This window comes from Alteromonas sp. ALT199, assembly GCF_018619335.1.
Lineage (GTDB): Bacteria > Pseudomonadota > Gammaproteobacteria > Enterobacterales > Alteromonadaceae > Alteromonas.
On record NZ_JAHHDX010000093.1, the window covers coordinates 39542 to 61088 of the forward strand.

At 44.7% G+C, this 21547-nt stretch carries 20 protein-coding genes; 5 read left to right on the forward strand and 15 right to left on the reverse strand.

Annotated features, from left to right (window positions below; translation table 11 throughout):
- Window positions 1-185: 185 nt before the first annotated feature.
- Genes KL866_RS10370 through KL866_RS10385 form a run of 4 tightly spaced genes read right to left on the reverse strand, consistent with a single transcriptional unit; the run spans window position 186 to window position 2534 of the window.
- Entirely contained in the window at window positions 186-827 is a 642-nt protein-coding gene (locus tag KL866_RS10370) for a nucleotidyltransferase family protein (protein WP_025256582.1), read from the reverse strand.
- A gap of 2 nt (window positions 828-829) precedes the next feature.
- Window positions 830-1522 (reverse strand): phosphatase PAP2 family protein, encoded by a 693-nt coding sequence (locus tag KL866_RS10375; protein ID WP_025256583.1) that lies wholly within the window; start codon window positions 1520-1522, stop codon window positions 830-832.
- Between the two features lie 32 nt (window positions 1523-1554).
- Window positions 1555-1875: a BolA family transcriptional regulator gene (locus tag KL866_RS10380; protein WP_025256584.1), complete on the reverse strand. Its 321-nt coding sequence runs from the start codon at window positions 1873-1875 to the stop codon at window positions 1555-1557.
- A 5-nt stretch (window positions 1876-1880) separates the two neighbouring features.
- Window positions 1881-2534, reverse strand: coding sequence for an alpha-ketoglutarate-dependent dioxygenase AlkB (locus tag KL866_RS10385; RefSeq protein ID WP_025256585.1), 654 nt, complete (start codon window positions 2532-2534; stop codon window positions 1881-1883).
- Window positions 2535-2839: 305 nt separating this feature from the next.
- On the opposite strand from KL866_RS10385, the gene KL866_RS10390 reads away from it, so the two are divergent.
- Complete coding sequence (locus tag KL866_RS10390) at window positions 2840-4072, forward strand: methyltransferase (RefSeq protein WP_214994938.1); 1233 nt, start codon at window positions 2840-2842, stop codon at window positions 4070-4072.
- Window positions 4073-4121: 49 nt separating this feature from the next.
- Complete coding sequence (locus KL866_RS10395; protein WP_214994941.1) at window positions 4122-4730, forward strand: peptidylprolyl isomerase; 609 nt, start codon at window positions 4122-4124, stop codon at window positions 4728-4730.
- Between the two features lie 90 nt (window positions 4731-4820).
- On the opposite strand, the gene KL866_RS10400 is transcribed toward KL866_RS10395, so the two are convergent.
- The 7 genes from KL866_RS10400 to efp form a co-directional block, all read right to left on the reverse strand.
- A complete protein-coding gene (locus tag KL866_RS10400; protein ID WP_409173983.1) occupies window positions 4821-6059 on the reverse strand; it encodes a dipeptidase in 1239 nt (412 codons plus the stop codon).
- 3 nt (window positions 6060-6062) lie between these two features.
- Complete coding sequence (locus tag KL866_RS10405) at window positions 6063-8408, reverse strand: TonB-dependent receptor (RefSeq protein WP_025256589.1); 2346 nt, start codon at window positions 8406-8408, stop codon at window positions 6063-6065.
- Between the two features lie 338 nt (window positions 8409-8746).
- Complete coding sequence (locus KL866_RS10410) at window positions 8747-9259, reverse strand: GNAT family N-acetyltransferase (protein ID WP_029661504.1); 513 nt, start codon at window positions 9257-9259, stop codon at window positions 8747-8749.
- Between the two features lie 39 nt (window positions 9260-9298).
- Window positions 9299-9922, reverse strand: a complete 624-nt coding sequence (locus KL866_RS10415; RefSeq protein ID WP_025256590.1) for a hypothetical protein — start codon at window positions 9920-9922, stop codon at window positions 9299-9301.
- A 201-nt stretch (window positions 9923-10123) separates the two neighbouring features.
- The gene (locus KL866_RS10420; protein WP_025256591.1) at window positions 10124-12601 is read right to left on the reverse strand and encodes a TonB-dependent receptor; all 2478 of its coding nucleotides are present in this window, start codon (window positions 12599-12601) and stop codon (window positions 10124-10126) included.
- A gap of 220 nt (window positions 12602-12821) precedes the next feature.
- A complete protein-coding gene (epmA, locus tag KL866_RS10425) occupies window positions 12822-13790 on the reverse strand; it encodes an elongation factor P--(R)-beta-lysine ligase (RefSeq protein WP_025256592.1) in 969 nt (322 codons plus the stop codon).
- A 102-nt stretch (window positions 13791-13892) separates the two neighbouring features.
- Window positions 13893-14462, reverse strand: coding sequence for an elongation factor P (efp, locus tag KL866_RS10430; RefSeq protein ID WP_014948217.1), 570 nt, complete (start codon window positions 14460-14462; stop codon window positions 13893-13895).
- 36 nt (window positions 14463-14498) lie between these two features.
- On the opposite strand from efp, the gene epmB reads away from it, so the two are divergent.
- Window positions 14499-15524, forward strand: a complete 1026-nt coding sequence (epmB, locus tag KL866_RS10435) for an EF-P beta-lysylation protein EpmB (RefSeq protein ID WP_025256593.1) — start codon at window positions 14499-14501, stop codon at window positions 15522-15524.
- A 1-nt stretch (window position 15525) separates the two neighbouring features.
- Here epmB and KL866_RS10440 read toward each other — a convergent pair whose 3' ends face one another.
- Window positions 15526-15717: a hypothetical protein gene (locus KL866_RS10440; protein WP_025256594.1), complete on the reverse strand. Its 192-nt coding sequence runs from the start codon at window positions 15715-15717 to the stop codon at window positions 15526-15528.
- Between the two features lie 245 nt (window positions 15718-15962).
- On the opposite strand from KL866_RS10440, the gene KL866_RS10445 reads away from it, so the two are divergent.
- The gene (locus KL866_RS10445; protein WP_214994942.1) at window positions 15963-16295 is read left to right on the forward strand and encodes a hypothetical protein; all 333 of its coding nucleotides are present in this window, start codon (window positions 15963-15965) and stop codon (window positions 16293-16295) included.
- A gap of 108 nt (window positions 16296-16403) precedes the next feature.
- Here the strand turns inward: KL866_RS10445 and KL866_RS10450 are convergent, their stop codons facing one another.
- Window positions 16404-17699, reverse strand: a complete 1296-nt coding sequence (locus tag KL866_RS10450; protein WP_025256596.1) for a hypothetical protein — start codon at window positions 17697-17699, stop codon at window positions 16404-16406.
- Between the two features lie 178 nt (window positions 17700-17877).
- Window positions 17878-18579 carry an HAD family phosphatase gene (locus KL866_RS10455; protein WP_025256597.1) on the reverse strand — a complete coding sequence of 234 codons (702 nt, stop codon included), beginning with the start codon at window positions 18577-18579 and terminating at the stop codon, window positions 17878-17880.
- Window positions 18580-18789: 210 nt separating this feature from the next.
- Between KL866_RS10455 and KL866_RS10460 the strand changes: the two genes are divergently transcribed.
- Window positions 18790-19464 (forward strand): hypothetical protein, encoded by a 675-nt coding sequence (locus tag KL866_RS10460; RefSeq protein WP_025256598.1) that lies wholly within the window; start codon window positions 18790-18792, stop codon window positions 19462-19464.
- Between the two features lie 115 nt (window positions 19465-19579).
- Here KL866_RS10460 and parE read toward each other — a convergent pair whose 3' ends face one another.
- Window positions 19580-21475, reverse strand: coding sequence for a DNA topoisomerase IV subunit B (parE, locus tag KL866_RS10465; protein WP_214994944.1), 1896 nt, complete (start codon window positions 21473-21475; stop codon window positions 19580-19582).
- Between the last annotated feature and the right edge of the window lie 72 nt (window positions 21476-21547).

Sequence of the window (21547 nt, forward strand, 5' to 3'; positions counted from 1 at the left end):
GTGTTTGATATAGCTGTATTTTCTCGCCACCTTTTCGGCAATATATGTAGAGGAGATACGGGGATAAATTGTTTATTTAGCAATGCTTTACATATTGCATAGGTGCAGATAAAAGCGACTCTTTGTTATGCAGAAAAATCTGAAATATTAAGGCTTGATGCGCTAAAATGCGCACTGCTTTCCGATTATCTTTGAACCTTTAGCAAAGGCCACACATCAAGCCAATTCTTAGATGCAAGTCGCTTACTAAAAACATCGGGTCTTGGATATTGGGGGTTAATACTTATGGTGCCCGCGAAATTTGCTGCTAAGCCAAATGGCGCAAGTACGTCTAAATCATCATTCGCTAATAAGCGAACCGCTACGCAAGTTTCCCGCTCTATCCAATATGAAATGGCTTCGTGACTGCTTTTATAGGGAGAATGCCCGTGAGACAAATGCATACGCGCTTGGTTTTTCACCTGCCAATTAGCTTGGGGCATTATTTGGGTTAACTGGCGTTCAATGGCTTTTTCTTGGTTTTTTATTTCTGATTTAGCGGCTGCAGTTATTAGTGAGTGTTCTTGTTGTTGAAATGCTGGTTCTGTTGAAGTCTGGGCTATTACAACATTCTGAGATACTGTGATTTCATCGCTAAAGTAAATCACATCAATATCGTTAAGCGGCGTTGGTTTAACCCTTTCATGTAATTCATCCCATATTGCATTTCGCACAAACCCTGCACCTATGTAGCCCTGCGGTAAATCAAGCGACCGCAAGGCATGAAGGCAGTCCATTTTGAAAGGATCCCGACTGATGATATCGCCAAGCCGTTTGAGATCTTGCACGCTTAAGCTTTTTCTTTAATACGCAGCTTTCGTTTCCACTTAATAATATAAAAGCAAAATGCAGCCATGCTTCCGCCAGCAAACCAGCCTGCGATAATATCACTAGGCCAGTGCACGCCCAGTAAGACACGGCTAAGGCCAATGCAAAATACCAGCAGAGTAGTCGCAAGGTATATCCATACTCGTACCTTCGTACTTTGCGTTAAATGTGTAAGCAAATGAGCTACATAAAAGTAAACTAAGGTTGATAACGTGGCGTGAGCCGAAGGAAAACTTCGGGTATACACATCAACATGCTGCATACTCAGCGATGGACGCGGTCTGTCGATCCCCGCTTTAAGTAGAAAAGTCATAGCGATTCCCGCTGCAACGGCAATAATAAAGGTAACGGCCTTTTTCTTCTCTCCCGCCATACCTAAAGCACCAGCAACGGCTGCCACAACAAAAATTAGCACCGTATTGCTACCTAGCGCTGTGGTATCTCTAAGCACGTCACGCTTCCAGCCCGACACATTGCCTAGCTCGCTAATTGTGTTAAACACTGCATTATCAAATGACGTTAAAACGCCCATGTAAACAAACAGCATCATTAACAAAAAGCCTGTTCCAAGTAGTAAAACTTGAATAGCGGGTGTTTTTATCATGCTTAAATAATCGGCGAGGGCGCTATTTTTTGTCTTTTCACTGCTTGTCATGTTTCTACTTCCATTTAGTACGATTGAGGGTGCTACTTATCGTGCTTGCTGCCGCCTAGACAGTTGGGCGATGCTAGCGATTCCCCACCTCGTGCTTCCCACTCGGCAGGTGTATACGTGTGAAGCGCCAAAGCATGAACAGGCCCCTGCAGCGCTTCTGCCGCAAGTCCGTTAATTTCTCTGTGCCTTGCTATTAATCGCTTACCTTCAAAGGCGTCGCTCACAACGGTAACTTTAAAGTGACTCTGCGCGCCGTCTGGCACATTGTGCATGAAGCTTTCATCTACAACCTCGAGATAATGTGGACTAAGTGCAGACTCGATCGTAGTTTCTAGAAACGCTTTTACTTGCATTTGGCTTACCTTGCTCTTTGAATAAGATGTCGAAATGTAAGATTAATTCTACCACCGATAGGCTTAGCCGTCTTTGCAATACCGTGCACATAGTGGCTTTGTGTTGCGCCCGCCATAATCAACACGCTACCGTGTTCAAGTACCTGCGTATGCTTTTCCTTTGTTTCTTTATGCTTAAAAACAAAGGGTCTTGCCTCACCTAGGGTAACTGATGCAATTACTGGGTTGATGCCTAGCTCTGGTTCATCATCGGAATGAAAGCTCATGCTGTCTTGCCCATTGCGATACCAGTTTGCTAACACGCTGTTGAACCTTGCTTTGTACTGTGAAGCGCTCGATTTTTCACACAGTTGCTCACAGCGCGCTTTGATGTCTGCAAGGCTTTCAGTCCACGGGTTCGGCGACATGGTTAAATTTGAGTAGGTGTAAGTACACTCGGGGTCGCCGTGCCAGCTTTGAAGCCGAGGGATTTTTACCGCCTTGCCAAACAGCTTAATAGTATCCTGACGCCAGGGTAACTCTACTTGTAGTTTTGTAAAGAAGGTATCAGCAGTAGCCTGCGATAGCGCGTTAGGAAAATAGATGATATCGCCTTCAACTAACGGGAGCTTATAAGACGCCCGCTTGTCTTCAGGCGTGTCGAACAGAGAAAATTGCATGTGTAAGTACGAGACTTCCTTTGATATTCAATACTCGCTATCTGCATAGGGACTGATAGTGCCAATGCCCGCTTTAGCGCTTATTTAATCACATCTTAATACGCATAAGTACGCATGCTTTACCAATGTGGATTGTTCTGACATCGTTAAACATCGTGCTTTACGCAATGTAAGCACAATGCCGAAGAATAACGGGTTATTCGCTAGAGCCAAGTGGTTGATATGATAAGATAGATATTAGCACGTAAATTAAATGAGCATTCTCTAGTAGTTAATGCTTGAGCCTTCTCTAAAAACAGACTCCAATGAATACAGAATTTATATTTGCCGACCGCCAGTTCTCGCTGATTCGCTACCCAGAAAAGCATCAGCACGTAAGCCTTCAAGCATGGGATAGCGCCGATGAACTCGTTATTGAGCACATCGAAACCTTGCTAAGTGAAACATCTCTTTCAATTGGCAGCGGTGAAGATGATGGATCAATGATGATTTTTAATGATGACTTTGGTGCATTAGGCTGCTGGTTTTCCCATTTAGCGCCTTACTGGGTGTCCGATTCCTATATTTCATTGCGTTCACTGTCTGAGAACTTGAAAGCCAATCAGTTACTCAATGCACCAGCAGATAACAGTACAAATGAGCTAGCGAGCGCACCGCTGCAAACGTTAACCAGCGTGCAAAGCTTAACATTTCAACCAGAAACTGCACCTAGCCTTATCGTCATAAAGGTCCCTCGCGCTCTTGCTTTGCTGGAACAACAGCTTATCGATTTACAGAAGTATGTTACGCCTGATACCCGCATAGTCGCAACGGGTAAAGTGAAGGCCATTACGAAGTCGGTACTTAACCTGTTTGAGCGATATATTGGCCCTACAACCACCTCTCTTGCTAAAAAGAAATCTCGACTTGTTTTTGCAACGCCTCGTGAGTCTCTAAAACTCGCTGATTCTCCCTACCCAACGCGCTGGCAATGTAAAAGCACTATGGGCGCAGAGCTTACTATAGATAATCTTGCCAATACATTTGCTCGACAGTCGCTAGATATTGGTGCACGTATTATGCTTGAGCACATGACGGTGAGTGCCAATGACGTAGTGGTAGATTTAGGTTGCGGCAATGGTGTACTGGGTGTAAACGCGCTGTCTCTCGCTCCTGACGCCAAAGTGATATTTGTGGATGAGTCATACATGGCTTTGGAAAGCGCTAGGCTTAATGTGCTAAACAACTTCCCGGATAAAATCGACCAGTGCGAGTTTGTGGCAAGTAACTGCTTAGAAACACTCATAAATCGTGAAAATAAACCTGCTGTTACCAAGATTTTGTGTAACCCTCCCTTTCATCAGCAAAACGCAATTACCGATCATATTGCATGGCAAATGTTTACTGACTCTCGTGAATTGCTTATTAAAAGTGGTCATTTGGTGGTGGTTGGCAACCGCCACCTCGACTATCACATTAAACTCAAAAAGCTATTTGGTGGCGCCAAGGTACTTGCCAGTGATAAAAAGTTCGTTATCTTAGGCACTGCAAAACGCTAAGCGTATAAAAGAAGTACGCAAATTAAGGAATACATTTAAAGGCATTTTTATGAAGAAAATACTTTTATCACTTATGACCGCTGTTATGCTGATTGGCAGCAGCTCATCGGTTATGGCCAAGAAAGACGATGGGTCTCAGGTTCAGCCCGATAACTATTACCCACGAGTAAAGATTGAAACGACCATGGGCGATATCGTGGTTGAGTTAGACAGAAGACGCGCGCCAATTACGGTAAATAACTTTCTTCGTTATGTAGATAAGCGAGCCTATGAAGACACGATTTTCCATCGCATCGTGCCCGGCTTTGTTGTGCAAGGTGGCGGCTACACCGCTGACTTCAATGGCAAGTCAAACTTCCCCGATATATTTAATGAATCAGGTAACGGTTTAACCAACGACCTACACACCATTGCTATGGCAAGACAAAATGACCCGCATACCGCAAACCGACAATTTTTCTTTAATGTGAACGATAATAGCAGCCTAAACCCAGGTAGAGATTGGGGATATGCGGTGTTTGGCGTGATTGTGGAAGGCGAAGATATTGTTGATGCTATGTCAGAAGTAGAGACTGAATACTCAATTCGCCTTAATGCGAATAACGTCCCTCTTGAGTCAATCATTATTAAAAAAATGACTGTCTTGCCACCGCTGTAAAGCTACCTCATTAAAATGAGCGTCAACTATGAAAAAATTAGTGTCCTTATCTTTTAAAGATAAGGACACTTTTTACGATTTAGGAAAGATTCATTTTAAAGACTCGGCGTAGTCTTGTGCTTGAGAAAGTAAGCGTAGAACGTTGTTTCCCCAAATATCCGCTAAATCTTCTTCGGTATACCCTTCGGCCAAAAGCCTTTCTGTTATAAGAGGCAGTGCAGCAACGTCCATCATGCGCTCAACACCTCCGCCTCCATCCCAGTCTGCACCTACACCAGTATGCTTAGGACCCGCAACTTTCAGAATGTGAAGGAAATGCGCCATATAATCTTCGAAGGTGGCACGAACCGCTGGGTGCTCCATATCAATTTGTTTTCGCTTAAGCTTTAATGCCGTGACTTCTCCAGCAGTCATGTCGGCAATATTACCCATTTGCTTAAACAACTCTCCATATGCTTTTTGCCGTTCTGGGTCGCTGGGTAGCTCTGTGAGGTAAGACCCATAAGCGTTTACATGAATAACACCGCCACTTTCAACTAACTTTTTAAGTAGCTCGTCGTCAATATTTCGCGGATGGTCATAGACAGACTTAGTGCCAGAATGAGAAAGAATCACTGGTGTTTTGGACAATCGAATCATGTCTTCTAAAAGCTCATCATGAGCATGTGAGCCATCTAGTATGATACCCAGTTCATTGGCTTTTTTTACCAAGTCCTCTCCCAAAGGAGACAATCCACCATATTGTTGGCCATTGGGGTCGGTTGAGCTATCGCCAAATTGATTATTCTTGAAATGCACAGGCCCAACCATTCGCAAGCCCATTTTGTAGAAGGTTTCCAAGAGACTTAAGTCTTCTCCCAGTGGGTAGGCGTTTTCCATACTGATATAGACAATTTTCTTTCCTTCATCAGTAATCGCTTTTGCATCGCCCGGGTTAGTAGCAAGAGCAAAAGTGTCAGGGTTGGCTTCGACCATCTTATGAATTGCCATCGCTCGCAGCAGCGCCGTATCACGAGCTGACTTGAACCCTTCATTAGTTACTGGCCCTTGTGATGTGTATATAACCCAAAAGCCACCATCTAGACCTCCGGCATCCATTCTTGGCACATCGACCTGAGAAAAGTCTCCATCAACGGTATGGGCATGCATAATGTCAAAGCCCGGCTGCACGAGTAACGCTGGCGTGTCTAAATGGGTGTCCATCACAACCATGGATTCATGAAACGCTTGAGTTTTAGACTCATTACCAGGCGACTGTGCACAAACGCACATTGAAGTCATAGATAAAGAGAAAGCAATCGCACTTAACTTCATACTTTTAACACTCATCATTTAAAAATCCACCGTTACTGTTGCTTGGAATGTACGGGGGCTTAAAGGTCGTCCAAACGAAGAGCCCGTAAAACCGAAAGACATCACTTCTTTATCAAACACGTTATCTACATTAAAACGCAGTCGAACATTTTCTGGCATCCCAAAATTGTTAGGGCCTCCAATATCAACGTAAGCTTGCGCCACCAAATAGCTTTCTAGCTCATACGTTTCGTTGAAGTCGGTATAGCGGATATCTGTATACTTCGCTGAGAAGTTAGCAACCAACCACTCAGTAGGTTCATAAGTTACGCCACCTGTCATTAGCCATTCAGGACTATCGGGTAATTGACTACCAGCAGGATTGCCTGCAAAACCATCCACTAACTCTGCTTTTTTATACGAAATATTTGCATTGAAATAGAGTTTTCTATCGAACATTTCCGGCTGAAAAACACCACTAAACTCAATACCATAAGCTTTCGATGCACCAGCATTCACATAAAAGGTTTCTGGCTGACCTGTCGCAGGATTGATGACGCTACTTGCAATCAAACGATTATCGAAACGTGTGTAAAACAGCGCAACAGCCCCGTTGTAATGCTCACGATTAGTTCTAAAGCCCAGTTCATAGTTGTCTGCTTCTTCACCTTCCGGTGCTTCCACATCAAAACCTACCGCGTTATCAAAGATGTCGTCGGTTCCAGCTGGCAATGCGAAATTTTGCGCGTAGGAAGCAAAAAGCTGATCAGTATCGTTAAGACGATATACTGCCCCCACCATTGGTAAGAAATTATCGGTGTATTCAGCGTCTACTGATTGCGGCCCGTAGCCAGGCTCTCCATCAATTTCATAGTCGTCATAATCGCGATAGCCATCTAATGAATAATCTATAGACAGTGACTTAAAGCCAACCTCCAACAAAAGGTCGTCATCCATCATGCTAAAGTTGTCTTTAATAAAAAGCTGTGTGGTGTCGCGAACCGCGGTGTAGTCGCGCCGATAGTAAGCTACCTCATCAAAGATAACTTCGCCATCTGCACTACCCCCTGTTTTATTTAAGCGTGCTTGAGTACGATTATAGGTATCTTCTTCAATCCAGCCGCCCGCCTGTAACTTATGATCGCCCATAAACCAGGTCACACTTCCAACAAGGCCTTCACGCTCGCCTCCCACAGTGGACAAACCGTATTGCACCCCTCTAGGATGCACAACGTCAAGACCTGCGGCTGCTTGATCAGTATAAATACTCAATGTATTGGTGTAGCTATCAGGCGAAACTCCATAGCCATTTTTATCTTCATAGTAAGCAGTAACGTCAAGCTGTATTTCGTCTGTTAAGTAAGTGCCAAAGCCTAATGAATAAAGCTTGTCGTCGCGTATATTAATTCTATCTTCGTAATAGCTAGTGCAGTTTGAGCCTGTGAACACAGGCGTAAAATCAGTATCGTCTATAGTCCCATCACCATTGAAGTCATATACTTCAGGCTGCGCTTCTATACACCCTTCAGGAATGCTGTCTAAGTAACTATAGTAATAGTTATCTTCGAAGACTGACGCAGGCGCAGAAGGAGAGTCATAATCAAAGAAATCATTGGCAACATAGGTAGCTTGTATATAGCTGCTGCCAAACTCGTAGAGCGCTTTAGCTTCAATGTGTTCACGGTCAATTGTGCCAGGGCCGCGCCATAACTCTGAATCGGTTTTTGAGCGGCTTACGTAAGCTTTAAATCCGTCAATGTCACCAGTTTCTAGTTTCACGAAAGTTCGTTGTAGATCGAAGTCTCCTGCGGTCACGGCTACCATGCCGCCCATTTCATCTGAAGGTCTTACCGTATTGTATTGCGCAATAGGTCCAAGTGATGCGTAGGTTGGAGCAGATACATCACCCGCACCTGGAGAGGCGATTACGGCCCCTAAATTTTCGTTATCAACATAGCGGAAGATAGGACTACCACCGAAAGCATCAGAACGTCCCATAGGAACACCGTCAAGAACAAAACCCATCTGACTGAGTTGAAAAGCCCTTACCTGCACTGAGTTACCGAACTCATAAAGGCCAAGTGCACCATCAGTTTGCACATTAAAGCCTGGTAAGCTTTCTAGCATCTTCAAGCCTGATATACCTGATGGTGCTGAAAGCAATTCTTCGCGGCTTACCGCAAGTGTATTAGTGGCTTCATCAGTACCAATCGCGATATCCGTTTGTGAAACGCGCCGCCCGGTTACGACAATTTTCTCTTCAGTTTCGGTTTGCTGAGCAGTTGGAGCTTGCTGAGCATGAACGTGCGGTGAGATTAAGACTTGGCCGATGACGCCAGCTAGCAGTGAGTATTTAAAGCTTTTGAGTGTACGTTGTGTTTTCATAGTTGCAGTCTTCTTTATCTATTTTTATTGTCTGATTAGCAACCCTGTTTTTATTCTACGCACTTCCTTTTGCGGTGTTGTACTCAAAGTGTTTTCAACAGCTGTACCAAGACGAAGTTAGGAAGATAAAGATTGGACGAAGTAACATTAAACGGAGATAAGTGACGTTTTGAGAAAAGCCAGATGGAAACAATGGAGAATTAATAACATTTTCATAACAAAAAGATGAAAAGGGATATTTACAAAACGGGCACTTATAAAAGGCAACGCACCAAATTAGACAAAAGTATAACGTCCTTTGGGTAGACTACTAGAAGCTGTTATATCGCCGCCAAGTTTTACAGTTCAAGCCTAAACAAAAGCTGCTTTGGAAAAGTTCTATCGAAGTAAAGGCCCTGCTTATTGAACCCTAGTCGCTGCAATAGCTTTTGCGATGCCTTATTGTCTGGATGCGTCATTGCGGTTAAAAAGCCATACCCTTTAGAAGCAGACCACGCTATAACCTTCCTGCAAGCCTCGTGGCATAAACCGCTTCCTCTTGCTTCAGGCAGCATGGCGAAGCCCAAATCTGGGCATTCAAATGCAAAGCGATTAAATAAACCACAAACTCCTAACGGCTGTTTAGTGTCATTTAACTCAACGGCAAGTAGACCGTACCCCCACTCTTCTCGTTGAGCATTGGTTTTTCCGATGTAGTCACAGGCATCATCTAACGTATTTACATTCTTACTTCCAATGAACTTAAGCCACAGCTCGTCTTGCTGTAACGTTAAAATCCAGCGTTGATCATCAAACGTGAGCGGTCTTAAGGTAATATTATCGGAGGTTAAAATTGATGTTTCTGTATTCACACTAAACTCTCTGCCTAAGGGCATTTGTTACTGCTAAAACTAGCGCTTCGCTAGAATTCTGTCTATATGATCAATAGCTTCATTATTTACTTTTGCTGCGCGCGGGTACTTAGGCTGTGTTCTGTCGTTTACTCTTGGATGCTCCCATAGTGACGTATGCATTACAAATCGTTCTGCTTCTTTAATGCCGCCATGCTCTAGACAACCGGCCATACAGGTATCAATATAGGTTTGGCTAACGGGGAACGCTTCGCTTGCTGGCTCGCAGGCAAGTGTTTCACAAATCCAGAAAGTGAACTGCGCCAATCGCTCATTTAACGCATCTGTTACCTCACCTTGGTGAAGTTGAAAACTAAGCGATTTAGGACTTACTTCAACAAACCGATAGTCTTTTTCGCGCTCCTGTAATGCTGGGTTAATTTGCGTGGGGATAAGCTGAGCGTTCAGCTGGCTATGAGCGTTGGCTACGGCACCTACATAGGTTTGCTCTTCATGAATACTGCGCGTCACCCAAGCCCGTTCGAACCCAGATACGGTTACCGGGATCCCTTTTGTGAAAATGTTCGAGTAGCGCTCTCGACTATCTTTGCTGAGTAAGCTTCCATAACCTAAAACCATGTGTTTTTCGGTTTGCGTACTTAACCATGTAGCTATCTCATTCATTTTCACCTCTACTTCATAGCCGCTTCATCATCACTATTTTAGGGCTGTTTATGTTTACTGTTTATATTTACTGTGCATAACCCCAAGAAAGAATTGTTTTACGCATCTTTTCATACTGCATAAATTTTTTTCACACTCCATAAATAATAAAGGCGATGTAACAAGTTACACCGCCTTTGTTTACTACAGTAAAGTTGTTAATTAAAACAAAGCTCTCACACCCATAGTAAAGTTTCTACCTGGAAGCGGTGCTTGGTCTTTTAAGAAAGACGTATGAACACGGGCTTCTTCATCAGTCAGATTTTCAGCACGGGCAAACACTACCCAGTCGATACCTTGCGAACCAAACTCGTATTGAACGCTAGCATTAACTAGTGTGTAGCCATCGGTTGAGGTTTCAAACGACGCTACTTTGTCTTGATCGTCGTACCATGTAAAGCCCACGTCAGCACTTAAACCATTGTTCACATAGCTTAATTCACTACCAAAGCGCATAGGTGGCGTGCGCGGAAGGTTGTCATCTTCTACTTCAGCGCGAATGTAGTCACCAAATACAGTTAAACGTAGCGTGTCTGTTAAGTCTACGTAAGTTTCTGCTTCAAAGCCCCATATGTCAGCGTCAGCCTGCTGGAAGTAATAAACCGGCGTGCCCTCTTCATCGCTGTGCTCTTCTTCAAGCTCGTCGTGCTCTTCCTCATGTTCGTGTTCGCTTAGGGCAAGCAATCCCGTGCTCGACTGGAATATATAGTCATCAGCCTGATTGTAGAAGAAAGATGCGCTGTAGCCCCAGCTTCCGGTAAATTTACGGAAAGTAATATCTAAGTTAGTGCTAACTTCCTCGTTAACGCTTCTTAAGTCTTCTTCAATATGACCTTCTTCGTCCATATCGAATACCAGACCCACTTCGTAGCTTTGAGTTGCTAAGTGCTGACCTGCAGAGAAAAGTTCTTGCTGGCTAGGCGCGCGTTCGCTGCGTGATAAAGTCACTGCAATTGAGTGCCCTTCCTGGTATTCCCAGTTGGCGCCTGCTGAAAGCGACAAGCTGGTAAAGTCATAATCTGGGAAGTTGAAAGCAACAGCGTGCTCTTCATGTTCTTCATCCTCATGCTCTTCATCATGCTCTTCGCCTTCGTGTTCCTCATCTTCATGCTCATCATGTTCTTCATGTAAAACATCAAGCTCTACTTCGCTTGCTTCAGCATCTAAAGTCGTGCGCTCAAGTCGGCCACCTAGTTCAAAGGTAACGTCACCTACTTTTTTCTGCTCAACTACATAAAGTGCATAACTTGAAGTGGTATTGGCTGGAGTGAAAGCTTCTTCGCCCACCGCATTGTAATCGCTATGATTAAACTGTAGCCCGAATACGCCGTGCCACCCGTTCACTTCCTCATGGTAAGCAGACAGGCGGATGTCGCTTGATTCGTTTGTAAATACAGTACCTGGTTCACCATCTTCAATTTCGGCATGCTCATAGTCGGTATAAGCAGCCGCAAATTTTAGGTTAGTTAGCCCTTCGAAAGGAGAATGCCATTCACCGGCAGCTTGGTAGCGGGTCATATCTACGTCAAGTAGAACGCCTTCTTCTTCATGATCGTGATCGTCTTCGTCGTGGTCACCATCAAGCTCATCATGCTCATCTTCGTCATGTTCTTCTTCGTGCCCATGACTGTGACCTGGTACGCCATATTCGTTGTCTAATTGCTCAACTGCGAAACCGAAGTAACCTTCTTCAGCCACGTAAGATAAACCTGCAACGATGTTGCGGGTCTCCATGGCACTACTTTCCAGTTCACCGTTTGGCTCGTCTTCATCAGGTTCGATTGATGCAAAACCTGGGATATCTGCATTGTCTGTGTCACGATAGAAACCATCAACATGCCACACAATATTACCGCTGCCACCAGTCACGTCTGCACGGGTGTAAGAACCATCATTCACTGTGCTGTAGCTGGTTTCCGCTTCGCCTTCTACGCCGTCTACTTGGTACTGGGGAATTCGTTTATCAACCACGTTAACAACGCCACCAATGGCGCCACTACCGTATTGGAGTGTTGCAGGGCCTCGAAGCACTTCCACCTGCGTTGCGCTTGAAAGCGTTGTCGCAACGTTATGATCTGGCCCAACGCGAGATACGTCAGAAACATCTAGGCCGTTTTGAACTATCTTTACGCGTGGACCATCGTTACCGCGAATAACTGGGCTGCTTGATACTGGACCGAAATACGTGCTGTGTACACCCGGCGCGTTTTTAAGGGTCTCGCCTAGGGTTGGCGCTTCAATTTTGCGCAGTTTTTCAGCGCCGATAACAGTTACAGGCGTAACCGATTCAAGTACAGATGATTGAAGCGCATTAGCGGTTACAACAATATTTTCGACAGATGCTGGCTGTAAAATAAAGTCGACGTTTTGATCTGCGTTTACGTCACCTAAGTCGTTATCCCCATGGATATAATTTGAAGAATAAACATGTAAATGTATATGTGGCTGCTTAACATCGTCAAAACGGTACACACCGTTCACATCGGTGTAAGCTACGCGGCGGCTGCCTTCAATTTTAACTTCTGCACCAGCTACAGGTTGGCCAGCAGTATCGGTTACTTTTCCAGTTACTGTGGTGGCATACACAGGCGCACTTAACAGCCCTGCTATGGACAAACTTAGCAGTGAACGCATTTTCATGGGTATTCCTCTGAGGATGTTATAACATTATTTAGTGATGTTATAACATTTTTCAGCATTGACCTGCTTATGTCAACAGCAGCCCAGCGTATCTTCCTCTTGTTCTAACGTAATTTAATGTTTCGTGACTATCTAATACCAGTCCGCATAGATCATTACCTATGCGGACTGGTATAGGTGCAAAGTTACGACTTTTCGCCCATATATACGCAATAAGCGCCTAGGCTCTGCTTACACTAAAGTTAATGACCTCTTTAATATGTGACGCGCCTGTTTTTAACATAAGTAATCTATCGATACCCATGGCTACGCCAGCACATGCGGGCAACCCCGCATCAAGGGCTCTTAAAAAATTCTCATCAATAGGCTTTGTAGGTAACCCGTTTTCTTTGCGCTTTTCATTATCCGTTTCAAAGCGCAGCCTTTGCTCTTTTGCCGCATTTAGCTCGTGGAAGCCGTTGGCAAGTTCTGCGCCTTGGTAATACACCTCAAAGCGTTCAGCAACCCGTTCATCAGCTGGGCTTAACTTTGCAAGCGCTGCCTGAGAGGCCGGAAAGTTGTAGACAAAACAAGGCCGCTCAATACCAATTTTAGGCTCGATAACATAGCTGAATAACAGTTGTAATTTGGTGTCATAGCTCAGATTTTGCGGCGCATGAATATCTATATTCCGTTCTTTCATTGCCTTTAGCAACACGTCGTCATCAGCACTTAAAGGGTCAATATTCAAATAGCGTTGAAAGGCTTGCTGATAAGTCAATTTATCGGCAGGAGCGGTGTTTAAGGTTTCTTGCAATAAAGCGTCCACTTCATCCATTAGGGCGAAATGATCAAAGCCTAAGCGATACCACTCTAGCATGGTAAATTCTGGGTTGTGCCAGCGGCCTTCGCCTTCATGGCGAAATGCCTTACACACTTGATAAATACTGCCGCTATCAGCGCACAGTAAACGCTTCATGGCATATTCTGGCGAGGTCTGAAGATACAACTTACTTGGCTTACCAGATGAGGCAAAATTAAACTGTGTATCAAACGCATCTAGATGTTCATCGGTAACTGTGCCGTTTGAAAGTAAAGGCGTGTCTACCTCTAACACGTTTCTTGCGTAAAAAAACTCTCGGATGGTTCTGAGTAATTCTGCACGCGCTACACGCGCATCATGTTTGGTAGTCGGCTGCCAAGGTTGCATGTATTAAAACCTAAATAGTAAAGCTTAAACAAAAAACCGGTACACAAGGCACCGGCTTTCATACGTAAACAATATGCGCGAATAGCGCTCTAGTTTTCGCTATTATTTCTGCGCGCGAGACACATATTCGCCAGAGCGCGTATCAACACGGATAACTTCGCCTGTTTGCACGAATAAAGGAACGCGAACAACTGCGCCTGTACTAAGTGTTGCTGGCTTACCGCCTGTACCCGCTGTATCACCTTTAAGGCCAGGGTCCGTTTCAGTGATTTCAAGCTCAACAAAGTTTGGTGGCGTTACTGTGATAGGTGAACCGTTCCACAGTGTAATAGTACAAACGTCGTTTTCTACCAACCACTTTGTATTCTCGCCCACTGCTTTTTCGTCTGCAGCGATTTGTTCGAATGTATCATTATTCATAAAGTGGTAGAATTCGCCGTCGGTGTACAGGTAGGCAAGCTCCGTATCCATTACGTCAGCGCCTTCTACTGATTCACCTGAGCGGAAAGTTTTTTCTAAAACTTTACCTGAAATAAGCTTACGGATTTTTACGCGGTTAAACGCTTGGCCCTTACCCGGCTTTACGTATTCGTTTTCTAGAATGTTGCAAGGTTCGCCGTCCAGCATGATTTTCAGGCCGCCTTTGAACTCGTTAGTGCTGTAATTAGCCATAATTCCTCTGTCTAAACATAAGGTACAAAAAGTTTCGTGGAACAAATAATACCTAAAAAACCGATTTCTGTAGAGCATAACTGGCAAAAAGAATTGGCAAGTAGCTATACCGACCCTGCAAAACTGTTGCAGCACTTAGATTTAGACGAAGAAAAATACGCACAACATATTAAAGCCCGTCGCCTTTTTCCTATGCGTGTTCCACGACATTTTGCAGACCTTATGGAAAAAGGGAACCCTAACGATCCGTTGTTTTTACAAGTCATGCCACTTAGCGACGAATTCCTGACCTCTAAGGGTTACAGCGAAGATCCGCTAGATGAGCATGACACGGCAGGCAAAGGTATTTTACATAAATACGATTCTCGTGTGTTATTGATGGTACGCACCGGTTGTGCGGTTAACTGCCGCTACTGTTTTCGTCGCCACTTCCCTTACGCCGACAATGCAGTAAGTAAAAACCAGTGGCTAGATGTGCTTGAATATCTTCGCGGAAACAGCAAGATTAATGAGGTGATTTTTTCCGGTGGCGATCCGCTCATGGCAAAAGACGATCATTTATCGTGGCTAGCTAATGAAATTGCAACAATCCCTCATGTAAAACGCCTGCGCATACATAGCCGTTTGCCCGTAGTACTACCAGAAAGAATTAGCCATAACTTTGTTAAATGGTTTACCGCGCTGCCTCTTCAAAAAGTGCTGGTGCTGCACGCGAACCACGCGAATGAAATGTCTGAGCCCTTAAAAACTCGACTTCGCACTTTGCGAGACAAGGGCGTAACCTTACTCAATCAGTCGGTATTACTTAAAGGCATTAATGATTCTGGCGAGGCAATTAGTAACTTAAGCGAGTCACTTTTTGAAGCGGGTGTCCTGCCTTACTACTTACACGTGTTAGATAAAGTACAGGGAGCTAGCCATTTTTACGTAAGCGATGATGAAGGTCGTCAAATTATGGAAGAAGCGATAAAACGCCTGCCAGGCTTTTTAGTGCCAAAACTGGTGAGAGAAATTGGCGGTCAACCCGGCAAAACGCCTATCGACTTACATTTGCATCCGTAACTTACGCGTAGGTATCGATGTTGGCGCCTAACGCGGGGTTTGAAGATGACGATTTTGGTACGTCAGCAGCTGATTCCAGCAGCTGAAGCGACGCTTTACCCTCTTGCTCTTGTTGGCTTTTTGCCAACTTAAGAGAGGCCAACTCAAGTGACGCACCGGACGCTCCAGAGGCACTAGTACCTTGTAGATCCATACCATTTTCCTTTGTTGCTTGTAGCAAAGTAAAAAAATGGGCAGAATTGCCCACCCTTACAGCATGTTGAATTTTACGTATAGACCGTAAACTACAACACATTATAGGTTATCGGCCTTGAAAGGCGAAACTTTAACCATTATTACCTGTAAGGTATATAAGCGGATTGCTCTAAGAGACAACAAATACTTAGTTACAAGCTTAATACATAGATTTTAGACACTTAGAAACAAAAGGCGTGACCAATGCAACAAAGCCAAGAGATGCAAGCTGTCCATCAACAACTTCAAGAAACACTTCAAACGCTGCACCGTAAAGCCGTTGATGCCGACCAAGTTTTAGATAGCTTACAGCGCGATCAAAAAGGTAAGTTTGCAGCCGTATTCGCTGACGATAGCGGTTTTACCACATCAGCCAAGCGCTTTGGCCCTTATGTGCAAGAGATTGCAAATGACTGGCAGGCACTGAAAGACTTAGATGACGATGCGGCCAAACAAGCTTTGGCACCAATGGTTAAGAAAATTGAATTAGCACTTGTGACTATTGCACAGTTTCAACAGTCTCTTGCTAAAAAGTAGCGTAGAACTGCAAAGCTGTTTCGAGTAATAAAAGAAAGCCCTCTTTGATTCGCGGGCTTTCTTTGAATTAGCTTCTCACTTACGGCGCACTCTCACACACCTTAGCGCTTATTTTTGATAAAGCGGTAGCAAGCTAATTCTACGCTTAATTTCCTGTACTTCTTTTAAATACTCATTACTGTCCACCCGCTGATACTGCTCGGTAAATGCTTTCTTACTCAAGCCTTCAGGCAGCCCATCGATAGGCGGGATAATTTCAAGTTCACTTTGAATGCGCGCCATAGCATTTTGCACACCCATCGCGGTGCTTGGGTTAGTAGCAACCTTTGCAAACTCAGTGCCCGACATATCTGCCGCTAAATCTATAAAGCTATAGCCCGAACCGCCGTTCCCGCGATCCATTAGCTCTTTGAACTCTCCAATCGCTAACGACATACCTTGTTCAGCCATTAGCTCCAATGCTGCAGATATAATAAAGTGACGGGCCAAATCGTTGCGTTTATGTAGCACAGCACCTCTGCGGGGTTTTAATGCCTTTTCGGAGTCCGGCTGAATGTCGCCCACCAAGGTACCAACTCGATGATGTCCCACGTAAACTGCCAAGGCTAAGATCACTGCGTTATTGTGCAATACTGCATCATCAGGTGTTTTGCTTTGCTCTCTTGCCCTTGCCATCCCTTCGCGTAAGTATTCTATGAGAGATACCGGCTTGTTTGATAAGGCTATTTCTCTTCCAGACAAGTAACGTAGGTAGTACGCGGAAAGCTGCTGAAGTTCGGTCTGCTCGCTTACCGACATGTTCGAAGCCACTACGTTTAACTCGCTTAGCAATTCATCTAAGCGCCCAACATCAAGGGTAAGCTCGCCGCGACCCATGGTCACTCGCTCAACCCGTGATAACGCAATAGTCGCTATCTCCGATTGCGTATAAGAGTTCACCGTGCGCTCTAGAAACCCCAGTAAAAAACGCCCCGGAATGGTTAGGTCTCCAACTTGGACTTGTTCTATACGCAAGCTATCGCCAGGCAGTACGAGTGCTGATGCATTAACGTAATAACCCGTATCATTAATAGCGTAAGTAATGTTAATTGTTCCCGCCAATGGAGTAATGTTTACCACCCCTTTAAACTCAGGTAAGGCCCGCTGTAACACCCCCACCAAGCTCTCGACTTGCGTTTCGGTAAGCGCAACTTGATGGCCTTCCTCTCTGCGGGAAAACGCCTGTTGAAGCTGGCTAAGGAGTTCGTTAACACTATCAGCACCATCGAGTTGCGTAGGCGCTGTCGACGCAACTAGTGGCGCTTTTTGCACAGCCATAATGGTAACCGTAGCTACGCCTACTACAAGCAACACAACAATGATGGCAATAGAAATCAAAAGCCATTTTACGCTACGCAAAATCATGAGAAATTAGCTTTACCTGTTATTACAGTTAATTAAAAATGGGTTAGTGCCTTTAGCGTTCTTCGTTGTGCGGTAAACAACAATGTGCTCTAAGGCGCTGGTTATACTACGTTATCTATTTTCGCGCCACCAGTAACAAGTGGCACGACAAGTTGGTAATTAGTCACTACTGAAATGGTTAAGGAGCAAACTCGCAGTCCACCCAGTCTTTTAAGCTTGTATAACGCGCAGTGGCGCCAGACAGGTCATGATGCTTCGACAAGTCCGTAGGTATCACCACGCAGGCTAAGTTAGCAGCAAGTGCCGCTGTCATTCCGGTTTGCGTATCTTCAATTGCTACACATTCACTAGGCATTTTACCTAGTTTGTCCATAGCAAGAGCGTAACAGTCTGGCGCTGGCTTACTATGTTCAACGTCTTCAACGGCAACCACACAGGAAATATAATCACTCAACTCATATTGAGATAGGGTTTTCTCCACCGACTTTTTACTTCCCCCAGTCACAATACCAATGGTATAGCCGTCGCTTGCGCGTTGGATAATGGTTTCCTTAGCAAACGGCATTAAGGGAAACGCCTGTTTGTCTAAGTAGTCGCTAATGCTTTTGTGTTTCTGCTGTGCCAGCTGGCTTGGCGCTATATCGATATTAAAATGTTCAACTAAGTCGACAGCATTTTGCTTCACTGGAATACCCGCCATCACTTCACAGTAAAAATCCGCGCTAAGCTCAACATCGTACTCCAGCAAAATGTCTTTCCAGAGGTCAAAATGTACGGTTTCTGAGTCAATAAGGGTGCCATCGTGGTCAAATAATAGCGTTGTGGTTTTATCGCCTATCGCTAACTGACGTGTTGATGAAGATACTGAATGCAATGCCAAAATAAACCTCCTTGCTATTAAAATTAAATATCGGTTGTGAAAACATATTGGGCGCAATCGATACCGAAAAAACGATAACACCTATTGGTTATTAAACGTGTAGCACTTTATTAATGATATTTGAAATTGCGCTTGTACCAGAACAATACCAGCCCTGTGGTACACTGAATCTTTCACGAACTAGAACATTTTCAACGTGGAGCTGATTGCGTGCTTTACCACATTTTAGGCTTTGCCAGTGCCGCACTATTTTTACTAACGTGGTTAGGATTATGGTCACAAATTAAAGCTATGACGCACCATCAAGTGTCCGTTACAAGCGAGAAAAGCGATGCGAACCACAGCCTGTCGCTAAACCAGTTTGGGTCCAGCTATTTTGCGTTTTTCTCTATTTTCCTGTTTGGTATTTCGGTAGAGCCTTTTAACCACTACTTGGTATGGACGCGTTTTGGCGCCCTCATTCTAACCCTGGTAATCATTTGGAAAATATGGCAACACAGGCGTACTACAATTTCAGGCTACGTTGCCATGATTGCGCTATTTACCCTTGTCGGAGGCACTCTTTCCATTGCTTTTCGCCCTTTCCCAACGCTTGCACAGCTTGGCGCAAACACCCTAATGCTGGTTGTTACCGTCATATTATTTCAAGGCTCACTGCATCAATGGCTTGTGTTGCAGCGCAGACAAAAAGTAGGCTCGCTGTCCTTTGCGCTATTTCGTAATATATTGATAAAAGACGTTAGCACCTTAATGTTCGGCCTAACAATGCCATTGAGCCAAAGCTGGCCACTACTTATCTTAAATGGCACCAGTGTAATTATGCGGGGCAGTATTTTATTGCAGATGCACAAACTAAAACGCCGAGAACTCCTTGCGTCAGAATAGTATCTCGGCGTATACCAGTTATTTTAGTGTAGCGAGGCATAGGTTTGTCTAGCTAAGCACTGTTTTGATCAATGTTTTCGGTACCAATACTGTAAATCAGCACCAACGCGACGCGTTACAGTACCACTTCGGCCATATTACCTTTGCTTTCAAGCCATGTTTTGCGGTCGCCAGAGCGCTTCTTAGCAAGCAGCATGTCCATTAGCTCCATCATCTCTTCAGCATCTTCAATAGTCAGCTGAACAAGACGACGGGTGTTAGGATCCATGGTAGTTTCGCGAAGCTGTAACGGGTTCATTTCACCCAAGCCTTTAAAGCGCTGAACGTTTACTTTGCCCCGTTTCTTTTCCGCTTCGATGCGATCCAGAATGCCCTGCTTTTCACCTTCATCTAGCGCATAGTGTACTTCTTTGCCTATGTCTATTCTAAATAGAGGAGGCATAGCAACGTAAACGTGGCCCTGATTTACAAGCGTTCTAAAATGCCTTACAAATAGCGCACATAACAAAGTCGCAATGTGCAGCCCATCAGAGTCAGCATCAGCTAGAATGCAAATTTTTCCGTAGCGCAAACCAGACAGGTCAGTCGAATCAGGGTCAATGCCCAGCGCAACTGAAATATCGTGAATTTCCTGTGATGCGAGTACCTGAGAAGAGTCAACTTCCCAACTGTTCAGAATTTTACCGCGCAGCGGCATAATTGCCTGAAACTCTCTATCTCGCGCTTGTTTGGCCGAGCCGCCCGCCGAATCGCCCTCTACTAAAAACAGTTCAGAGTAGGAAATATCTTGGGATGAGCAGTCGGTTAGTTTGCCCGGTAGTGCAGGCCCTTGTGTCACCTTTTTACGAGCAACCTTTTTAGTTTGGCGCAAACGGCGCTGTGCATTATTAATACACATTTCAGCTAGCGCTTCAGCAATTTCAGTGTGCTGGTTTAGCCAAAGGCTGAACGCGTCTTTCACTACACCTGATACAAACGCACTCGCCTGACGTGAAGACAAGCGCTCTTTGGTTTGCCCCGCAAACTGCGGGTCCTGCATTTTAGTTGACAGGATATAAGCACAGCGGTCCCAAATATCGTCTGGCGATAGCTTAACGCCACGGGGCATTAAGTTTCTAAACTCACAAAATTCGCGCATTGACTCTAGCAAGCCTTGGCGCAGCCCGTTAACGTGTGTACCGCCTTGCGCAGTAGGAATAAGGTTTACGTAGCTTTCCGTTACCAAATCACCACCTTCGGGCAGCCACATCACGGCCCAATCGGCAGCTTCTGTATTACCACGGAATGTGCCCACAAATGGAGTATCTGACGGTAAAGTCTCAAACTCTTCTACCGCTTGATATAGGTAGTCTTTAAGACCATCTTCGTAATACCACTCTTGGCTTTCTTTGGTAATTTTGTTGTCAAAGCGAATGCGCAAACCTGGGCTCAATACTGCTTTGGCACGCAGATTATGCACAAGGCGACTAACTGAGAATTTTGCAGAATCAAAATATTGCGGGTCGGGCCAAAAATGAACACGCGTACCTGTGTTTCGCTTGCCGCAGGTATCGATAACTTGTAAGTCTTCTACTTTGTCACCGTTTTCAAAAGCAATTTGATAAACGTTACTGTCTCTTCGAATTGTCACTTCTACGCGATTTGAAAGCGCGTTAACTACCGAAATCCCTACTCCATGAAGACCACCTGAGAAAGCGTAGTTTTTATTTGAAAACTTACCTCCCGCGTGAAGCTTACACAAAATAAGCTCTACGCCCGATATCCCCTCTTCAGGGTGAATATCTACCGGCATACCACGACCATCGTCGATAACTTCCAACGATTGGTCTTCATGCAGAATAACTTTGATGTTAGAGGCATGCCCAGCGAGCGCTTCATCCACACTGTTATCGATGACTTCCTGTCCCAAGTGATTCGGGCGGGTAGTGTCGGTATACATACCAGGACGGCGTTTTACGGGGTCAAGGCCGTTTAAAACCTCGATAGCTTCTGAATTGTATTGATTTGACATAGTTATGGTTATTATTTAAGCCAGCGATAAGGAAAGAAAGCACACAGTGCTATGGTTAACTAAAATAATCAC

Excerpts from the sequence above, each read along its gene's own strand:
- KL866_RS10415 (WP_025256590.1), bottom strand. The coding sequence starts at position 9,922 with ATGAATGAGATAGCTACATGGTTAAGTACGCAAACCGAAAAACACATG.
- efp (WP_014948217.1), bottom strand. The coding sequence starts at position 14,462 with ATGGCTAATTACAGCACTAACGAGTTCAAAGGCGGCCTGAAAATCATG.
- KL866_RS10400 (WP_409173983.1), bottom strand. The coding sequence starts at position 6,059 with ATGAGTGTTAAAAGTATGAAGTTAAGTGCGATTGCTTTCTCTTTATCT.
- epmA (WP_025256592.1), bottom strand. The coding sequence starts at position 13,790 with ATGCAACCTTGGCAGCCGACTACCAAACATGATGCGCGTGTAGCGCGT.
- KL866_RS10420 (WP_025256591.1), bottom strand. The coding sequence starts at position 12,601 with ATGAAAATGCGTTCACTGCTAAGTTTGTCCATAGCAGGGCTGTTAAGT.
- KL866_RS10395 (WP_214994941.1), top strand. The coding sequence starts at position 4,122 with ATGAAGAAAATACTTTTATCACTTATGACCGCTGTTATGCTGATTGGC.
- KL866_RS10440 (WP_025256594.1), bottom strand. The coding sequence starts at position 15,717 with ATGGATCTACAAGGTACTAGTGCCTCTGGAGCGTCCGGTGCGTCACTT.
- KL866_RS10385 (WP_025256585.1), bottom strand. The coding sequence starts at position 2,534 with ATGCAATTTTCTCTGTTCGACACGCCTGAAGACAAGCGGGCGTCTTAT.
- KL866_RS10445 (WP_214994942.1), top strand. The coding sequence starts at position 15,963 with ATGCAACAAAGCCAAGAGATGCAAGCTGTCCATCAACAACTTCAAGAA.
- parE (WP_214994944.1), bottom strand. The coding sequence starts at position 21,475 with ATGTCAAATCAATACAATTCAGAAGCTATCGAGGTTTTAAACGGCCTT.
- KL866_RS10450 (WP_025256596.1), bottom strand. The coding sequence starts at position 17,699 with ATGATTTTGCGTAGCGTAAAATGGCTTTTGATTTCTATTGCCATCATT.
- KL866_RS10375 (WP_025256583.1), bottom strand. The coding sequence starts at position 1,522 with ATGACAAGCAGTGAAAAGACAAAAAATAGCGCCCTCGCCGATTATTTA.
- KL866_RS10390 (WP_214994938.1), top strand. The coding sequence starts at position 2,840 with ATGAATACAGAATTTATATTTGCCGACCGCCAGTTCTCGCTGATTCGC.
- KL866_RS10405 (WP_025256589.1), bottom strand. The coding sequence starts at position 8,408 with ATGAAAACACAACGTACACTCAAAAGCTTTAAATACTCACTGCTAGCT.
- KL866_RS10380 (WP_025256584.1), bottom strand. The coding sequence starts at position 1,875 with ATGCAAGTAAAAGCGTTTCTAGAAACTACGATCGAGTCTGCACTTAGT.